This window comes from Pseudomonas sp. CFBP 13710, from assembly GCF_014842235.1.
GTDB lineage: Bacteria > Pseudomonadota > Gammaproteobacteria > Pseudomonadales > Pseudomonadaceae > Aquipseudomonas > Aquipseudomonas baltica.
Map to the genome: position 1 here is coordinate 20,974 of NZ_JACYVJ010000016.1, position 18,486 is coordinate 39,459.

Here is an 18,486-nt window from a genome sequence, read left to right on the forward strand (position 1 = left end):
TGCAACGAACCTTGTGGCAAAGCCGGCGTCCGACCTAGGCACGCTCATCGCCTAGGGTCCGCTTATGAAAGAAGCCATCGCCAAGAAATACCGTCTGATCATCAAGACCATGGGCTATGTCGGTTGGTCGCTGTTCTGGCTGCTGCTGTGGGATATCGCGGTGACCGTCGACTTCATGCTGTTTCTCAACACCAAGCTGAGCCTGCCGATCATGCCGCTGACGCTGCTGGGTTCGGCGCTGATCGTGCTGATCAGCTTTCGCAACAGCAGTGCGTACAACCGTTGGTGGGAGGCGCGAACGCTGTGGGGGTTGCTGGTCAATGCGTCGCGCAGTTATGCGCGCCAGGTGCTGACCTTGATCGACGACGTGGGCGATGACGTGAATCCGGTCAAGGCCACCTTGCTGCGGCGCCATGTGGCCTATGTAAACTGCCTGGCAGCGCACGTACGGCACATACCCTGCCCACCGGAAGTGGCAGCCTTCATCAGCGCCGAAGAATTCGAACGACGCGACAGCACCAATAACTTTTCCAACGACCTGCTGACCGGCTCGGCGACTCTGCTTGCCCGCGAGTACAAGGCGGGGCGCCTGGACAGCATCCGCCTGGCGCGCCTGGAGTCGACGCTGGTGGACATCTCCAACTGCCAGGGCGGCATGGAGCGTATCGCCAACACCCCGCTGCCCTACCCGTACGTCTATTTTCCGCGCCTGTTCATCACCGTGTTCTGCCTGATCGTACCGATCGGCCTGGTGGATTCGCTGGAATGGTTCACACCGCTGGCGTCTACCGTGGTCGGTTTCATGCTGCTGGCCATCGAGCGGATCGGCACCGACTTGCAGAGTCCGTTCAAGGTCAGCGAACATCAGATCCAGATGGATTCGCTGTGTGAGAACATCGAACGCAACCTGCAGTCGATGCAGCGAGATACTCAGGAAATGCGCTCCGCCTAGTCCTCTGACCTTTTCGTGACCCGCGAGCGCCCTTTGCGAAGGGCGCGCCGACCCATAGCACCCACTTGGGAACCCCTTATGAAAGCCATTGCGTATACCCAGAACGGCACGGCGTCCGTGCTCACCGACCTGCAACTGCCCGCGCCCACCCCGGGCCCGCGTGATCTGCTGGTGCAGGTCCAGGCCATTTCGGTCAACCCGGTCGACACCAAGGTGCGCAGCGGCGCCGCCGTCACCGAGCCGCGCGTGCTGGGCTGGGATGCGGTCGGCGTCGTTCAGCAGGTGGGCGATCAGGTGAGCCTGTTCAAGGTCGGCGACAGCGTGTTCTACGCCGGCGCCATCGACCGCCCGGGCAGCAACAGCGAGCTGCATCTGGTGGACGAGCGCATCGTCGGGCACAAGCCGCAAAGCCTGGACAACGCCCATGCCGCCGCCCTGCCGCTGACTTCGATCACCGCGTGGGAGTTGCTGTTCGACCGCCTGGGCGTGCCCGAGGGCGGTGGCGAAGGCCAGAGCCTGCTGATCATCGGCGCGGCCGGTGGCGTCGGCTCGATCCTCACCCAGCTGGCGCGCAAGCTGACCAGGCTGACCGTGATCGGCACCGCCTCGCGGGACGAAACACGCCAGTGGGTGACCGACCTGGGCGCCCACCATGTTATCGATCACAGCAAGCCGCTGGTGGCGCAGCTGGAAGCCATCGGCGTCGGCCAGGTCGACCATGTCGCCAGCCTGACCCACACCGACACGCACTTCGCGCAATTGATCGAGGCCCTGCGCCCCCAGGGTCAGCTAGCCCTGATCGATGATCCGAAGAGCCTCGACGTGATGCCGATGAAGCGCAAGGCGCTGTCGCTGCACTGGGAGCTGATGTTCACACGCTCACTGTTCCAGACCCCGGACATGATCAAGCAGCACGAGCTGCTCGAGCGAGTGGCCGAACTGATCGACAGCGGCGTGCTGCGTACCACTCTGGGTGAGCACTACGGCGCGATCAATGCCGCCAACCTGATCCGCGCTCACGAGCTGATCGAAAGCGGCAAGGCCAAGGGCAAGATCGTTCTGGAAGGCTTCTAAGCCCCTCAACCGGCCCATTCAACCAGCCCGACCAACGTGGCCCGACTCAACGCGCGCCCGGCGCCTGCCGGGCGCTTTCCCAACCACCGCCCAGGGCCAGGAACAGGTTGATCTGCTCCATGGCCACCTGGGTGTTGGCCGCCGCCAGTTGGCCACGCACATCGGTGTAGGTGCGCGTTGCCTGCAGATCCGCCAGGAACGATGCACGGCCGGCTGTGAAGAACCGATGCGTCTGATCCGCTGCCTGCTTCGCTGACTGCTCAGCGTCGGCCAGGGCATCGCGGCGCTGCAGCAAGGCGGCGTATTGCGCCAGGCCCGTTTGGGTTTCGCGAATGGCATTGAGCACCACACCGTCGAAATTGGCCAAGGCGGCCTGGGTCGAGGCTTCGGTCTCACGAATCCGCGCACGCGCCCCGTTGGTGGGAACGTTCCAGTTGATCAACGGGCCGATGCCCCAGCGATTGGTCGCCGGGTGCCCAAGGTCGTCGAGAATACCGACCGTGCCAACCGTGGCGCCAATGCTGATGTCTGGATACAACTGCCCGGTCGCCACACCGATGTTGGCGGTGGCTGCCGCCAGCCGGCGTTCGGCCTGGCGGATATCGGGACGGCGCTTGAGCAACGCGGCGCCGTCGCCAACCGGCATCAGCTGGCTGATGTGGGGCAGTTCCGCACACCCGACCACATCGGCCGGAAGCTGTGCCACCGGTGTCGCCAGCAGCATCGACAGTTTGTACAGGCCCGCCTGGCGTGATGCCTGATAGCGAGGCAGCTCTGCGCCCAGGGACTTGTACTGTGTTTCGGAACGGGTGACCTGGGTCTCGTCGCCACGGCCGGCATCGCGCAGGCGCTGGGTCAGCTGCACGCCTTCTTGCTGCAACTGCAGCGAGTGCCGGGCGATCTCGTATTCCTCGTTGGCCGCGCACACCTGGGTATAGGCACGCACCACATCCGCCACCACGGTGATGCGCGCCGTGTCGGCAGCCGCCTGTGTGGCATCGGCATTGGCGCGCGCCGCTTCGATGCCGCGCTTGAGCGTGCCCCACAGGTCGAACTGATAGGACAGGTTGATGGACGCGCTGCCCAGGTTATCCACAGGCAACTTTTCCGTCATCAGGAACGCCTCGCCCGACTCCTGCAACCGCTGCGCCTCGGCCTTGGCGTTGAAGTCGAAACCGCCTTCGGCCTGGGCCTGCTCGATCTGCGCGCGCGAACGGGCAATGTTGGCGGCCGCCACGCGCAGGTCGGTGTTGGAGGCCATGGCCTGGCGCACCAGCGCATCCAGGCGCGGGTCGTGGTACAGCTTCCACCAGTCCTGCGGCACCGGTGCCGAGACCACGTTACTGTCACCTTCGGCCAGCGCACCCTGCAGGTCACTGCGGTTGAGCGCGGCCTCCGACGGGGTGTGGTAGTCGGGCCCGACCATCTGGCAGGCCGACAGCAACAGCGCGGCAGCGAGGCTGGATAGGCGCAGGGCCTTGCTCATGGCGTCGCTCCCGCCACCGCACCGTCTTCGATGATGGACACCGTGGCGGTGCGGCCGGCAATCAGGCGATAGCCGTCGGGCAGGTTCTCGAAAGCGATGCGCACCGGAATCCGCTGCGCCAGACGCACCCAGCTGAAGGCGGGGTTGACGTTGGGCAGCAGGTTGCTGCCACTGCTGCGATCGCGGTCTTCGATGCCCGCCGAGATGCTCTGCACCCGGCCCTGCAAGCGGGTGTTATCACCCATCATGCGAATGTCCACCGCCTGGCCAACATGGATCACGCCCAGTTTGGTCTCTTCGAAATAGCCATCGATATGAAACGAGGTACCATCCACCACGGCCATTACGGCGCGGCCTGCGGTGACGAATTCATGCGGGCGTGGTGCGCGATCATTGATAAAGCCGTCCACCGGGCTGCGGATCACCGAACGATCGAGGTTCAGTTGCGCGGCGTCCACCGCGACCTGGGCCTCGGACAAGGCGGCCTGGGCACGCAGCTGGCGCGACTGGCTCTCTTCGAGCTGCTCGCGGGCCACCAGATTGCCGAGGCTGCGGTTACGCCGCAGCTCGCGTTCGGCCTGGGCCACGGTTTCCTTGCGGTCGGCCATGCTCGCCTGGGCCTGGCGCAGGGCCAGACGAAAGCGGTCCTGGTCGATGGTGAACAGCACGTCACCGGCCTTGATCGATTGGTTGTCGTGCACGTTGACGTGTTCGATCAGGCCGGACACGTCCGGCGCGATCTGGATGATGTCGGCGCGCACGTGCCCGTCACGGGTCCAGGGCGCATACATGTAGTACATCACCATGCGCCAGACGATGAACGCGGCCAAGCACACGAACAGCAGGGTCAGTACCAGGCGGCCAAAGGTGAGGATCGGTTTTTTCATAGCATCAGGCTTCGACAGATGGCGTCTACCGCGCCGAGCAGCACAGCGTAGAGAGCGACGTTGAAAAGAGCCCGGTGCCAGACCAGGCGGTAGAAATGCAGGCGGTTGAGCACGCCATGCAGTAGCAGAAACAGGCCGTAGGTGAACACCATCATCACCAGCACGGTGGGCAAGAAGATCCCGCTGATATCCAGTTCACCAATCACAGCGGTGCTCCATCGATGCCATGCGGCAGGTGTTCGGCGGCATCGCCCGCCTCGGTGACCACTTCGGCACCTGGCAGCAGCGCCAGGCGTAGACCGCTCAGCGCGTGCAGCAAATGCTCGCGGGCTTCTTCGGCCTCGCCCATGGCTTGCACGGTCAGGCCACGGCGCGCGCGGTCCATGGTCATGAGCAGACCCATGGGGGCAGGCAGGCGTTCACTGGCCTTGCGACAGGCCTGGAAATACCCGCCCACCTCTTCTATCACCTGATGCAGCAACGGCCGTACGGCAGCGGGCACCCGCGGGCTGTAGGCCTGCATGTCGAGCAGGTTCAGCGCCACGCGCACATCGCGCAGCGCGGCACTGGTGTCCTGACCGGTCATGGTCAGGCGCGGCAGGTGCTGCATCAACCGGTCGAGCATCTGCACACCCATCGCCCGCTGTTCGGCCAGGCTCGCCGGACGGGTGATATGCACCACGTCGCGCCAACTGAAACGGGTCAGGCGCTTGGCCGCCAGCTCCACGCCGAAGGGGCGCACCACCAGGGTCCAGATGAACGCGAACAGCAGCCCGACAGGACCTGCCAGGTTGCTGTTGGCAAAATTCATGAAGTCCGCGTCGTAGGCGCCCTGGATGCTGATGAACGACGACGTGTTGACGATGGTCAGCAAGGTGCCGAGGAAGAAACGTGGCTGCACGGTCAGCGTGCCGACGACGATGAAAGGCACCGAGAAGGCCAGCACCAGCATCGGGAAGTCATGCAGGTTGGGCAGCACCAGAAACAGATAGAGGCTGGCAAACACCACCGACATCACGGTCCAGAAGAAGAATCGGTAGATCTGTGGCGCCGGGTCGTCCATGGCCGCGAAGAAACTGCACGCCACCGCCGCCAGAATCACCGCGCTGGCACCGTCGGTCCAGCCCAGCAGAATCCACAGTACCGAAGCGACGATGATCGCCGTGACCGTGGAAAACACCGAATACAACATCAGGCCGCGATCCAGGAAGGGCTTGAGTCGGCCCAGGCGCCAGTGCCGGTAGACCGCCCGCCAAGGCACGCGGCTATCGGTCTTGATCGCCAGTTCCAGGCTGCGCAGGTCCTGCCATAGGTCGACCCATTCGCCCAGTCGGTACACCGCGTTGGAAAACAGCAGCTCGCGACGGTCGTCCAGTTGCGCAGGGCTCGGGCGGATGGCCTGCAGCTCATCGCGCAGGGCTTGCCAGCGGGCCTGGCTGGGGTCGTCGACGCTGTCCTTGAGCCACTGCCGCGCCAGGGCCATGACCGGCGCCAGGCGTGCCACCAGGTCGGGGGTGCGGCGTTCGATGGCAAACAGCGCATCGTCCAAGGCATCGATGACCGGCAGCAGATGGATCATGCGCCCGCGCAGCTCCCCGGCGTTGCGCACCAACTGCGGCCGCGCGCCTTCGTGGGGAAGCTGGCCGATCATCATCTCAAGCGAGTTGAACGTGCCGACCATGGCCGAACGCAGCGGGCCTACTTCGTCGGCTTTCACATCGCGCGCCAGAAAGTGGTCGCTGTAGCCCGCGGCATCTTCGAACCATTTGCCGGCGGCGCCGATGAACACCGGCGTGAGCCGACGCGGCCAGAACATTGCGCCCACCACAGCGGCGCAGACGATGCCCAGGCAGATCTCCTGGAAACGCGAGCTGGCGATGTCGAACACGGCGGTGGGGTTGTCCACCACCGGCAGGGCGATCAGCGGCAGGGTGTAGCCCGACAGCATGAAGGCGTAGCTGTTGGCCGTGCGCAGGTGCAACGACAGGTACAGCAGCGTGCCGGTCCACAGGGCGATGACCGTGGCCAGCAGGAAGGGCGTCTGCACGAACAGCGGCACGAACAGCACCGCAGCGGCAGCGCCTGTGAAAGTGCCTACCGCACGGTACACCGCCTTGGAACTGGTGGGCCCGACGAAGGGGCTGGAGACGATGTAGACGGTGGCCATCGCCCAGTAGGGCCGTGGCATCTGCAGGAGCATGGCGATGTACAGCGCAATCATCGACGCGGCGAAGGTTCGCACGCCGTAGAACCAGTCACGGGCCGGTGGTACGTCGCTGAAGAAACCTTTCACGGGTAGCCACCCGGCGTGCCCTGTCCCGCTTCCTCGAAGGCACGCACCACACGCAATGCCGCTTCCAGATCCGCCGGGGCGATGTCCTTGAGCACTTCGCGGCGCAGGCGTACCAATTCGCCTTCGATGGATTCGGCCAGATCGCGGCCGCTGGTGGTCAGGCTCAGGGCCTTGGCGCGGCGGTCGGTCGGGTCTTCGGTGCGGACCACGAAGCCAGCCGTGCAGAGCTGGTCGAGCAGCCGCACCAGCGAGGGGCTTTCCAGGCCGGCCGCCTGGGCAACCGTAACCTGCCGGACGCCGTCACCCAGGCGCACGATGAGCAGCAGCGGCACGGCGCAGGCTTCGGACACGCCATAGTTGGCCAGGGTGGCCTGACAGATACGGCGCCAGTGCCGCGAAGCGACCACCATGCCGCTGCTGATGTTCAGCTGGAGTTTGTCGATATTCATCGGGAGCGAATATTCATAGTTTGCTAACTATCTATATTCGCGGAACGGAAACATTTCGTCAAGAATTGGCGACCGAATGCAATCCCTTGTAGGAGCGGTCATCGGCCGCGAAGAACACGCCGCAGGGTGTCAGACATACCCCACAAGCCCTTCGCGGCCGCAGACCGCTCCTACAGCGGAGCATAAGCGGCCGCGAACGGGTGAATCCTTACCGCTCGTGCAACGCTTCGGCGCGGGACTTGATGATGGGCTTGAGCAGGTAGCTCAGCACGCTCTTCTTGCCGGTAATGATGTCAACCGACGCCACCATGCCCGGGATGATCAGCAACGGCTTTTCATCGGAGCCCAGGTGGCTCTTGTTCGTCCGTAGCTTGATCAGATAGAACGTGTTCTTCTTTTCTTCATCCTGCACCGTGTCGGCACCGATCTGTTCGAGAGTGCCTTCCAGCCCGCCATAGATGGTGTAGTCATAGGCCGTGAACTTGATCATTGCCTTCTGCCCGGGGTGCAGGAACGCGATGTCCTGCGGACGAATGCGCGCCTCCACCAGCAAGCTGTCATCCAGCGGCACGATCTCGGCCATGTCGCTGCCGGGCTGGATGACCCCACCTACGGTGTTGACCAGCACCTGCTTGACGATGCCTCGCACCGGCGAGGTCACCATGGTACGGCTCACCCGATCTTCCAGGCCCTTGGCCGTGGCCTGGGTCTTGGCCAGATCGGTACGCGCCTCGTTCAACTGGGTCAGCGCCTCGCTGCGGAACTTGCCGCGCGTTTCGTCGATCTTGCGCTGCACCTCGCCAATCGCCGCCTGGGCCCGCGGCACTGCCAGCGTGGTACCGTCGAGCATGCCGCGGGTTTCCACTTCCGAGCGCCGCAGACGCAGCACTTCGACCGGCGAAATCGCACCCCTGGCCACCAACGGCTCCGACATGCTGATCTCCTGGCGCAGCAGGTTCAGGCTGCTGCGGTACTGTTCGGCCTTGGAGCTGAACTCACGCAGTTCCTGCTGACGCTGGACCAGCTGTTGCTGCAAGCCACCGATTTCATCGGCCAACTGCTGCCGACGGCTCATGTACAGCGACTCTTCGTTGGCCGCCTGGTTGGGCACCGACTTGCGTGCCTGGGCGGTAATGTTCAACGGTCGGTTCTCGACCTCGGCACTCAGGCGCTCCACGCGCAGCTCCATGGCCACACGATCGGCTTCGGTTTCACCGACGTTGGAAGCGAAGCGTGTGTCGTCCAGACGAATCAGCGGTGCGCCCGCCTCCACGATCTGCCCTTCCTTGACGTAGATCTGGGCGACGATACCGCCCTCCAGGTTCTGGATCTTCTGGATCCGCGACGAAGGGATCGCCTTGCCGTCGCCCTTGGTCACCTCGTCGATCACCGCGAAGTGCGCCCAGGTGAGGAGGAACACGAAGAATGCAATCACCCCCCAGATAGTCAGGCGCACGATGCGCGGCGCATCGTCGATCAGCGCCTTCTCGACCTCGGGCAAGGGCTGGCCTTCCAAGGAATCGGAGCCCTTGAAATAACGTACGAGGGAATTCTTGAAACCGCCGGAAGAGGATTTAAGCAACACTGATCTGCCCCTTCTTCAATGCTTCCATGACAGCAGCCTTCGGCCCGTCAGCCAGAATCTGCCCACGGTCGATCACCAACAGGCGGTCGACCAGGCTCAGCAGCGAAGCACGGTGGGTAACCAGAATCACGGTCTTGTTCTCGATGACGGCTTGCAGACGCGCCTTGAGGCGCTCCTCGCCGGTGTTGTCCATGGCGCTGGTCGGTTCGTCCAGCAAGAGAATCGGTGGGTTGAGCAACAATGCCCGCGCCAGCGCCACATTCTGCCGCTGGCCGCCGGACAGGTTCTGTCCGCGCTCGCCGACCTGCAGTTCATAACCCTGCGGATGCAGGCGGGCAAATTCGTGCACACCGGCCAGTTCGGCGGCCTGCAGGACCATTTCATCATCGACGTAGCGGGCCCCGGACACCAGGTTGTCACGCAGCGTGCCGGACAGCAGCTGAATGTCCTGCGGCACATAACCGATGTTGTGGCGCAGCTCGCTGACGTCGATCTGGCGAATGTCCACGCCATCGACCAGCAACGAGCCGGCATCGGGCTGGTACAGCCCCACCAGCAACTTGGCCAGCGAACTCTTGCCTGAACCACTGCGGCCGATGATGCCGATCTTCTCGCCGGGGCGCACGGTCAGGTTGATCCCGTGCAAGGCCTGGTTCTGCTGGTTGGGGTAGGTGAAGTCGACGTTGCGAAATTCCATTGCGCCCTGCAGCACCTGACGGCTCAGCGGACGCTCGTCGAAATTGCGCTCCTGCGGCAGCTCCATCATCTGGTCGACCGAGACCATGGTGACCTTGGCCTGCTGGTAGCGAGTCAGCAGACCGGACAACTGTGCCAATGGCGCCAGCGCGCGACCGCTCAACATGTAGCAGGCCACCAGGCCGCCCATGCTCAGGTTGCCTTCGATGATCTGGTACACACCGAAAATGATGATCGCCACACCGGCCAGTTGTTGGATCAGCAAGGTGATGTTCATGGCCAGGCTGGACAGGGTCTTGACCCGCAACTCCAGGCGGCTGAGCGTGCCGATGGTCTGTTCCCACTGGTACTGGCGCTCGCTTTCGGCGTTGTTGACCTTGACCGCATCGAGGCCGCCCAGGGTCTCGATCAGGCTCGACTGACGCTCGGCGGCCAGGGCCATGGTCCGCTCCAGAGTCTTGGTCAGCGGTTTCTGCAGGAAATGACCGATGCCCAGCGCCAGCGGGAAGGCGATGATCGGAATCCATACCAGGTGCCCACCCAGCAGGGCGATGACCAGCAAGATCAGAATGGTGAACGGCAGGTCGATCAGGCTGGTCAGGGTCAGCGACGTGAGGAAGTCGCGCATGCCCTGGAATTCGTGAATGTTCTGCGCGTAGCTGCCTACCCGAGCCGGGCGGCTTTTCATCGACATGCCGACGATGCGTTCGAACAGCGTGGCCGAGATGATCAGGTCGGTCTTCTTGCCGGCCAGATCCAGGCACAGGCTGCGCAGGCCCTTGAGCAACAGGTCGAACAGGTAGGCACCACAGATGCCCACCGCCAGCACCCACAAGGTCGCGGTGGCCTGGTTGGGCACGACTCGGTCGTACACGTTCATCACGAACAAGGGTGCAGCCAGGGCGATGATGTTGATCACCAGGCTGGCGGCAATGGCATCGGCATACAGCCAACGCGAGCGCTTGAGGGTGTCACGGAACCAGGAATGGGCGCGGGGGATCAGCGAGCCGTTGGTAACGTCGAACTTGTGCTGCGGCTGGGCGAAAAACACCCGGCCGGTGAAGTCTTGCGTCAGCACCTCGCGCGCCACGCGCACTTCACCGCCATCGCTTTCGCTGAGCAGCAAGCGCGCGGTATCGCCTTCCCAGCCCAGCAGCACGGCGCACCGTGCATCCTTGAGCATCAGCATGGCCGGCAGTGCGATGGACGGTATCTGCTCCAGCTTGCGCTGCAACACGCGGCCCTGCAGACCGGCACGCGCGGCGGCGCGCGGCAACAGGTCGGCGGTCAGGCGCTGCGAAGGCAGCGGCAGGCCTGTGGTGAGCATGGCCCGGCTGGCGGGCTTGTGATGCAGCGAGCACAGGGTCAGCAGGCCATCGAGCAACGGGTCGTCGTGCTGGCTGCGTGGATCCTGGCTGAGTAGTACCGAACTTAATTCCGAATCCACGCTGACACTCTCTTATCGCTCATTGAACACCTTGGTCCCATCGGGATCGCTTCATCCCGCCTGGTCTTGTAGCGGTTTGGGTTGTATTTGCACAACGGATGCCAGCGTACACGGGGGTGGCTGGCTGCGCATGGGCTCGTTTGATGAATGGCCGTCCAGGGTGTTTCACCGCTGAGCCAAGTCACCCGCTTCTGCAGCCTCATTCGCCAAGCAACGGTCGGTCGCCATTCGCTGCCCCGAGTGTCACTCAGCGATTTTCTTCAATAAACACAAAGAGTTAACCGTTATTACTTGCACACTAAGTATTGCGAACTTTCCAATGCGATATATGTCCATCGGTCGGCACTATCAGTGCGGCATTCATCGATGACTTGCCAACATGCGTTTCACATCCATGACTTGCATCATTGGCGCAGGGCTGACCTCGCGCTCATGCACAGGCTGCGCGGCGCCCAACCTGTGCCTGGCAGGATTCGTGCTACGTGCAGCCTGTGGTCAGGCCAAGTAGCGCGGACATCTCTCGTGTCGTCCCTGCGATATGTCACAAGCGACTTTTTTTGTCACATCCATCTGCAAAAAACGTCAGTCGCAGCCGTCTTGACGTCAATGAACTCACCCTGTTGAGGCGTTTTGCATAGCCGAGAAATATCAATGTGACATTACACAATGGATTGTTTAGGATGGCGCCAAATAGGTCAATACATTGTCAGAAAGTTCATTTCTGCGACTTTTAGACAATTAGTTGGCGTCAATATTACAGCATAAAAATGTACCGAATGCCCGTCGCCGTCTCTGGTGATGTTCAGGCACCGTACCAACGAATGGTCACCCCCGGAGAGTCCCCTACATGAGCAGTGTTGTTGCCATCGTCAAAAGCATTGTTGGCCAAGTGTTCGCAGTATCCCCAGAGGGGATTCGCCGTGTGCTCATCGAAGGGGATCGTCTGTTCGCCGGGGAGCAGGTGGTTACCGGCGCGGCGGGTGCCGTTACGCTGGAGCTGGCTGACGGCCGCACCATCGATCTGGGGCGCGAAACGCAATGGAGCGCCAACGCCCCGGACTCCAGCACTGATCTGAGCGCTGCCACTGCCCAGGCGGCCCCTTCGGTAGCGGAATTGCAGCAGGCCATCGCGGCCGGCGCCGACCCTACCCAAGACCTCGAAGCCACCGCTGCTGGCCCCGGCGCCAACGACACCGGCGGTGAAGGCGGCGGCAGTCACAGTTTCGTATTGCTCAGTGAAACCGCGGGTGAAGTCGATCCAACCGTGGGCTATCCCACCGAAGGCCCGAGCGGCGCTGCAGGTCCGAACGCGCGGGAGATCGTGGGCGATACCAACCCGATCAACGCCGATACCGATGCCGACGGGCCAGTCCCGCGTACCGCTACGCTGACCGTGACCGCGACTACCGCCATCACCGAAGCCGGCGGCGTGATCACCTACACCGCCACCCTGACCCAGGCGCCGTCCAGCGACCTGACCGTCACCTTGTCCAACGGCCAGTCGGTGCTCATTCCCGCAGGCCAGACCACCGGCGCGGTCAACGTCACCGTACCGGACACCAACACGCCCTATATCGACCCGTCGCAGATTTCCGTGGTGGTCACCGGTACCACTGGCGGTGGCGATCTGGTGGTCACTACCGACCCGACCCCAGCCGTTACCCGTGTCGACGACACCATCGACGTCACCACCGTGACCCTGACCGTGGGCAACAACCCGGTCACCGAAGGCACCACCATCACCTACACCGCCGTGCTCACCAACCCGGCGCAGACGCCGGTGACCGTGACCCTTTCCAACGGCTCCACCATCACCATCCCGGCAGGCCAGTCCTCGGGGTCGGTCGATGTCGCCGCGCCGGCCAATGACGTCTACAACAACCCGACGACCATCAACACCACGATCACTGGTGCTACCGGCGGCAACTTCGAAAGCCTGGTGCCGAGCACGACGCCTGCGGTGGTCAATATCGTCGACTCGATCGACACGACGACCGTCGTTCTGACCGCTGCGGTCCCTGCGGGCGGCGCCCTGGAAAACGGCACTATCGTCTACACCGCTACCATCGGTGCGCCAGTGACTGGCTCGCCTGTTGTCGTGACCCTGTCGAACAACCAGACCATCACCATTGGTGTGGGCGAAACCAGCGGTTCGGTTTCCTTCCCTCTGGGCAACGATGTCTACAACGGTGCCGACACTGTTTCTACTGCCATCACCGGCGTGACTGGCGGCAACTTCGAACAACTGACGCCGATCACCACCCCGGTCGTGACGCCAGTGGGCGACAGCATCGACGTCACCAACGTCGTGCTCACCGCTACCGCTCCTGCGGGCGGCGCTCTGGAAAACGGCACCATCCTCTATACCGCCACCGTTGGCGCGACAGTGACTAACTCCCCTGTCGTCGTCACTCTGTCGAACGGCCAGACCATCACCATCGGTGTGGGCGAAACCAGCGGCACCGTTTCCTTCCCTCTGGGCAACGATGTCTACAACGGCGCTGACACCGTTAGCACTGCCATCACCGGGGTAACCGGTGGTGACTTCGAACAGCTCACCCCGAACACCACTCCGGTCGTGACGCCTGTAGGCGACAGCATCGACGTCACCAACGTTGTACTGACCGCCACCGTCCCTGCGGGCGGCGCTCTGGAAAACGGCACCATCGTCTACACCGCCACCGTCGGTGCGCCAGTGACTGGCTCCCCGGTTGTAGTGACTCTGTCGAACAGCCAGATCATCACCATTGCCGTAGGCGAAACCAGCGGCACGGTTTCTTTCCCTCTGGGCAATGACGTCTATAACGGCGCTGACACTGTTTCTACAGCCATCACCGGTGTGACTGGCGGTAACTTCGAACAGCTCACCCCGATCACCACTCCAGTCGTGACGCCAGTGGGCGACAGCATCGACGTGACCAACGTCGTGCTGACCGCTACCGTCCCTGCCGGTGGTGCTCTGGAAAACGGCTCCATCCTCTACACCGCTACCGTCGGCGCGCCTGTTACCGGTTCGCCGGTTGTCGTGACCCTGTCGAACAACCAGACCATCACCATCGCCGTTGGCGAAACCAGCGGCACGGTTTCCTTCGCGCTGGGCAACGACGTCTACAACGGCGCGGACACTATCAGCACTGCGATCACTGGCGTAACCGGTGGCGACTACGAGCAGCTGACTCCAATCACCACCCCAGTCGTGACGCCAGTCGGCGACAGCATCGACGTCACCAACGTCGTGCTGACCGCCACCGTTCCTGCTGGCGGTGCTCTGGAAAACGGCACCATCGTCTACACCGCCACCGTCGGCGCGCCTGTCACTGGTTCGCCGGTCGTCGTGACCCTGTCGAACAGCCAGATCATTACCATTGCCGTAGGCGAAACCAGCGGCACGGTTTCTTTCCCTCTGGGCAATGACGTCTATAACGGCGCTGATACTGTTTCTACAGCCATCACCGGTGTGACTGGCGGCAACTTCGAACAGCTCACCCCGATCACCACTCCGGTTGTTACTCCGGTTGGCGATAGCGTCGACGTCACCAACGTCGTGCTCACCGCCACCGTCCCTGCTGGCGGCGCTCTGGAAAACGGCACCATCCTCTACACCGCCACCGTCGGCGCGCCTGTTACCGGTTCGCCCGTTGTCGTGACCCTGTCGAACAGCCAGGTCATCACCATCGCCGTCGGTGAAACCAGCGGTTCGGTGTCCTTCCCGCTGGGCAACGACGTCTACAACGGTGCGGACACTGTTTCCACAGCCATTACCGGCGTAACCGGTGGCAACTTCGAACAGCTGACCCCGATCACCACTCCGGTAGTGACGCCAGTCGGCGACAGCATCGACGTCACCAACGTCGTGCTGACCGCTACCGTTCCTGCAGGCGGCGCCCTGGAAAACGGCACCATCCTCTACACCGCCACCGTTGGCGCGCCTGTCACTGGCTCCCCGGTTGTCGTGACCCTGTCGAACAACCAGACCATCACCATCGCCGTCGGTGAAACCAGCGGTTCGGTGTCCTTCCTGCTGGGCAACGACGTCTACAACGGTGCCGACACCATCAGCACCGCGATCACCAGCGCCACCGGTGGCGACTACGAACAACTGACTCCAATCACCACCCCGGTCGTGACGCCAGTCGGCGACAGCATCGACGTGACCAACGTCGTACTGACCGCCACCGTCCCTGCAGGCGGCGCCCTGGAAAACGGCACCATCCTCTACACCGCCACCGTCGGCGCGCCCGTCACCGGTACGCCGGTTGTCGTTACCCTGTCGAATAACCAGACCATCACCATCGCCGTTGGCGAAACCAGCGGCACGGTTTCCTATGCGCTGGGCAATGACGTCTACATAGGCGCCGACACGATCAGCACCGCGATCACCGGTGTAACCGGCGGCAACTTCGAACAGCTGACCCCGATCACCACGCCAGTCGTGACCCCGGTCGGCGATATCATCGATGTCACCACCATCGGCCTCACCGGCGATGCGTCGGTCACCGAAGGCCAGTCGGCGACCTATACCCTGACATTGAGCAACCCGACCAATGTCGACACGCAGATCACCCTGAACCTGAGCTACGGCGGCACTGCTTCGCGCAGCGACTTCCAAGGTCCGGATACGATCACCGTGACCATCCCGCGCGGCCAGACCAGCGTGCAATTCCAACTGCCGATCCTCGATGACAGCCTGGTGGAAGGCCGCGAGAACGTCGTGGTGACCATTGCCACGCCGACCGGCGACAACTTCGAGAGCCTGGTGGTCGATCCCCAGGCGTCCAGCGTCGATACCGCGATCATCGACAACGATGCTCCGGTGGTGGGTGACAACGACGGCGTTCCAGGCAACAAGCTGACGGGCACCGAAGACACCGTACTGGCACTGGACTGGGCCTCGTTCAACATCCAGCCGACCGCCAACCCCGGCCTCGACCTGGGCATCAAGTTCACCAGCCTGCCGGCGAACGGCTCGCTGCAGTTCAACGACGGCACGGGCTGGAGAGACCTGACCCAGGCCGATCTGGGCACCACCTTCAGCAAGGCCCAGATCGACACCGGCGCACTGCGTTTTGTCCCGGTAGCCGACGAGTCGGGCAGCGACGCCTACAACAACGGTGGCACAGGCGACCAGCGCAGCGATTACGCCAACTTCACCTTCACCCCGACGGTCGATGCCCTGGTGGGCAAGCCGGGCACCATGGTCATCGACATCAGGCCGGTGGCTGACGTCCCCGTGCTGTCCGTGGCCCAGGGCATCTCCGGCCTGATCAAGTACACCTACACCGACTTGCAGGGCCTGGGCACCAACGGCGAAGGCGCGGATCCTGCGCTGATCAAGTCCACCATCGAAGCGGCCGGCAGCCGTCCGGGCGTGATCATTTCCGATGTGGGCGACGCCAACATCGTGCAGGGCACCGGGACCAAGGTCACCGGCCTGATCTTCCTCGAAGCCGGCAAGGTCTACACCTTCAGCGGCAAGGCCGACGACGGCCTGCTGATCAATGTCGGCGGCAAAGACCTGGACGGCGCTCACTGGGGCGCAGGTATCGACCCAACCTCGGGCGACTACAGCGGCAGCATCACGCCGACCGAAACCGGCTACTACAGCATCGACCTGTACCACTACAACCAGAACGGCCCAGGCTTCTACGGCCTGAACCTCTCGGTCGACCAAGGTCCTGCGACCTCGATCGGCCAGAGCGGCGTGCCGGTCTACAGCGATATCAGCGACATCATCAAGCAGGGTATCGATGTGGTTCCGCACGTCGACGCCAATGGCGATGGCTACTATGCCGGCTACGAACTGAACCACGGCGCCGAAGACACCGCGATCCAGCTGAGCTCCATCGTTGTTTCCTTCGGCGACGTGCGCGACGGCTCCGAGCAGCACGTTCTGCAGATCAGCGGCATTCCAGTCGGTGCAGAACTGCGTGACGCCGCTGGCCACAGCTACACGGCCCAAGCCGGCGGCAACGGCACGGCCAACATCACCGACTGGGATCTGACCACCCTGACGTTCACCCCACCGACCGATTTCAACGGCACCGTGGCCCTGACCGTCACCGCCATCGCCACCGAAAACGCCGACCCGGCGAACCCGGCGTCGGTCAGCCAGCAATTGAACGTCATTGTGGACCCGGTCACCGACGTGACCAACGTGGTCCTCACTGCCGAGGTTCCAGCAGGCGGCGCGGTCGAGAACGGCACCATCGTCTACACCGCCACCGTCGATTCGCCGGTGACCGGCGCACCCGTGGTGGTGACCCTGTCCAACAGCCAGGTGATCACCATTGCCGTCGGCGCCACCAGCGGTTCGGTGTCCTATGTCATCGGCAACGATGTCTACAAGGGCGCTGATACCGTCAGCACTGCAATCACCGGTGTAAGCGGCGGCACCTACGAGCAACTGACCCCGAACACCACTCCGGTCGTGACCCCGGTCGGCGACAGCATCGACGTGACCACCATCGGCCTGACCGGCGATGCGTCGGCCACCGAAGGCCAGTCGGCCGTCTACACCCTGACCCTGAGCAACCCGACCAACACCGACACCCAGGTGACCCTGAACCTGACCTACGGCGGCAGCGCGACACGTGCCGATTACCAAGGTCAGGACAGCATCACCGTGACCATTCCGAAGGGCCAGACCAGCGTCCAGTTCCAGCTGCCCATCGTCGATGACAGCCTGGTCGAAGGTCGCGAGAACGTCGTGGTCACCATCGCCACGCCAACCGGCGATAACTTCGAAAGCCTGGTGGTCAACCCGCAGGCTGCCAGCGTCAACACCGCCATCATCGACAACGATGCTCCGGTGGTCGGCGACAATGGCGACAACAACGGCGTGGCGGGCAACAAGCTCAGCGGTACCGAAGACACCGCTGTGGCGCTGAACTGGGCCTCGTTCAACATCCAGCCGACGGCCAACCCCGGCCTCGACCTGGGCATCAAGTTCACCAGCCTGCCGGTCAACGGCTCGCTGCAACTCCAAAACGACAATGGCGAGTGGAGAGATCTGACCCAGGCAGATCTGGGCACCACCTTCAGCAAGGCCCAGATCGACAACGGCGCACTGCGCTTTGTACCGGTAGCCGACGAGTCGGGCAGCGATGCCTACAACAACGCCGGCACCGGTGATCAGCGCAGCGACTACGCCAGCTTCACCTTTACCCCAACGGTCGATGCCCTGGTGGGCAAGCCGGGCACCGTCACCATCGACATCGCGCCGGTGGCCGACGCGCCGATCCTCAGCCTGACCCCGGGCTACGTCGTTCCGACCGGTCTGATCAAGTACACCTACACCGACCTGCAGGGCCTGGGCACGACCGGCGAAGGCGCCGATCCCGCGCAGATCAAGTCCACCATCGAAGCAGCAGGCAGTCGTCCGGGCGTGGTCATCGCCGATGTCGGTGACAGCAACATCGTGCANTGGCGGCAAGGACCTGGGCACCGCCCATTGGGGTGCCGGTGTCGACCCAACCTCGGGCGATTTCAGCGGCAGCATCACGCCGGCTGAAACCGGCTACTACAGCCTCGACCTGTACCATCACAACCAGAACGGTCCAGGCTTCTACGACCTGAACCTGTCGGTCGACCAGGGTCCTGCGACCTCGATCGGTCAGA

The 18,486-nt window shown here is 63.3% G+C and carries 10 protein-coding genes and 1 pseudogene; 4 read left to right on the forward strand and 7 right to left on the reverse strand.

Annotated features, from left to right (window positions below):
• The first annotated feature begins 64 nt into the window (after positions 1 to 64).
• On the forward strand, positions 65 to 952 hold the full coding sequence (locus tag IFT44_RS20575; RefSeq protein WP_122480642.1) for a bestrophin family protein: 888 nt from the start codon (positions 65 to 67) through the stop codon (positions 950 to 952).
• A gap of 78 nt (positions 953 to 1,030) precedes the next feature.
• A complete protein-coding gene (locus tag IFT44_RS20580; protein ID WP_185794809.1) occupies positions 1,031 to 2,026 on the forward strand; it encodes a zinc-binding alcohol dehydrogenase family protein in 996 nt (331 codons plus the stop codon).
• Between the two features lie 46 nt (positions 2,027 to 2,072).
• On the opposite strand, the gene IFT44_RS20585 is transcribed toward IFT44_RS20580, so the two are convergent.
• From IFT44_RS20585 to IFT44_RS20615, 7 genes are all read right to left on the reverse strand, one after another.
• Complete coding sequence (locus IFT44_RS20585) at positions 2,073 to 3,512, reverse strand: efflux transporter outer membrane subunit (protein ID WP_122480644.1); 1,440 nt, start codon at positions 3,510 to 3,512, stop codon at positions 2,073 to 2,075.
• Positions 3,509 to 4,399, reverse strand: a complete 891-nt coding sequence (locus tag IFT44_RS20590; protein ID WP_192176481.1) for an efflux RND transporter periplasmic adaptor subunit — start codon at positions 4,397 to 4,399, stop codon at positions 3,509 to 3,511. The genes IFT44_RS20585 and IFT44_RS20590 overlap by 4 nt, the downstream gene beginning before the upstream one ends.
• The gene (locus IFT44_RS20595) at positions 4,396 to 4,605 is read right to left on the reverse strand and encodes a DUF1656 domain-containing protein (protein ID WP_043191852.1); all 210 of its coding nucleotides are present in this window, start codon (positions 4,603 to 4,605) and stop codon (positions 4,396 to 4,398) included. Before IFT44_RS20595 ends, IFT44_RS20590 begins: the two co-directional genes overlap by 4 nt.
• On the reverse strand, positions 4,602 to 6,692 hold the full coding sequence (locus tag IFT44_RS20600; protein WP_122480646.1) for an FUSC family protein: 2,091 nt from the start codon (positions 6,690 to 6,692) through the stop codon (positions 4,602 to 4,604). The genes IFT44_RS20595 and IFT44_RS20600 overlap by 4 nt, the downstream gene beginning before the upstream one ends.
• Positions 6,689 to 7,141 carry a MarR family winged helix-turn-helix transcriptional regulator gene (locus IFT44_RS20605; protein ID WP_122480647.1) on the reverse strand — a complete coding sequence of 151 codons (453 nt, stop codon included), beginning with the start codon at positions 7,139 to 7,141 and terminating at the stop codon, positions 6,689 to 6,691. The genes IFT44_RS20600 and IFT44_RS20605 overlap by 4 nt, the downstream gene beginning before the upstream one ends.
• A 208-nt stretch (positions 7,142 to 7,349) precedes the next feature.
• Positions 7,350 to 8,726 carry an HlyD family type I secretion periplasmic adaptor subunit gene (locus tag IFT44_RS20610; RefSeq protein ID WP_122480648.1) on the reverse strand — a complete coding sequence of 459 codons (1,377 nt, stop codon included), beginning with the start codon at positions 8,724 to 8,726 and terminating at the stop codon, positions 7,350 to 7,352.
• Positions 8,716 to 10,869, reverse strand: coding sequence for a type I secretion system permease/ATPase (locus IFT44_RS20615; RefSeq protein WP_122480649.1), 2,154 nt, complete (start codon positions 10,867 to 10,869; stop codon positions 8,716 to 8,718). The genes IFT44_RS20610 and IFT44_RS20615 overlap by 11 nt, the downstream gene beginning before the upstream one ends.
• Before the next feature lie 847 nt (positions 10,870 to 11,716).
• Here IFT44_RS20615 and IFT44_RS21455 point away from each other — a divergent pair.
• Together IFT44_RS21455 and IFT44_RS21460 are read left to right on the forward strand one after the other, a co-directional pair.
• Positions 11,717 to 14,689 (forward strand): annotated as a pseudogene (locus IFT44_RS21455) (retention module-containing protein); the annotation flags it as partial.
• Positions 14,684 to 18,291, forward strand: a 3,608-nt coding sequence (locus IFT44_RS21460) for an immunoglobulin-like domain-containing protein (RefSeq protein WP_446730967.1), incomplete at its 3' end; no start/stop codon positions are given. The pseudogene IFT44_RS21455 and the gene IFT44_RS21460, both read left to right, overlap by 6 nt.
• Between the last annotated feature and the right edge of the window lie 195 nt (positions 18,292 to 18,486).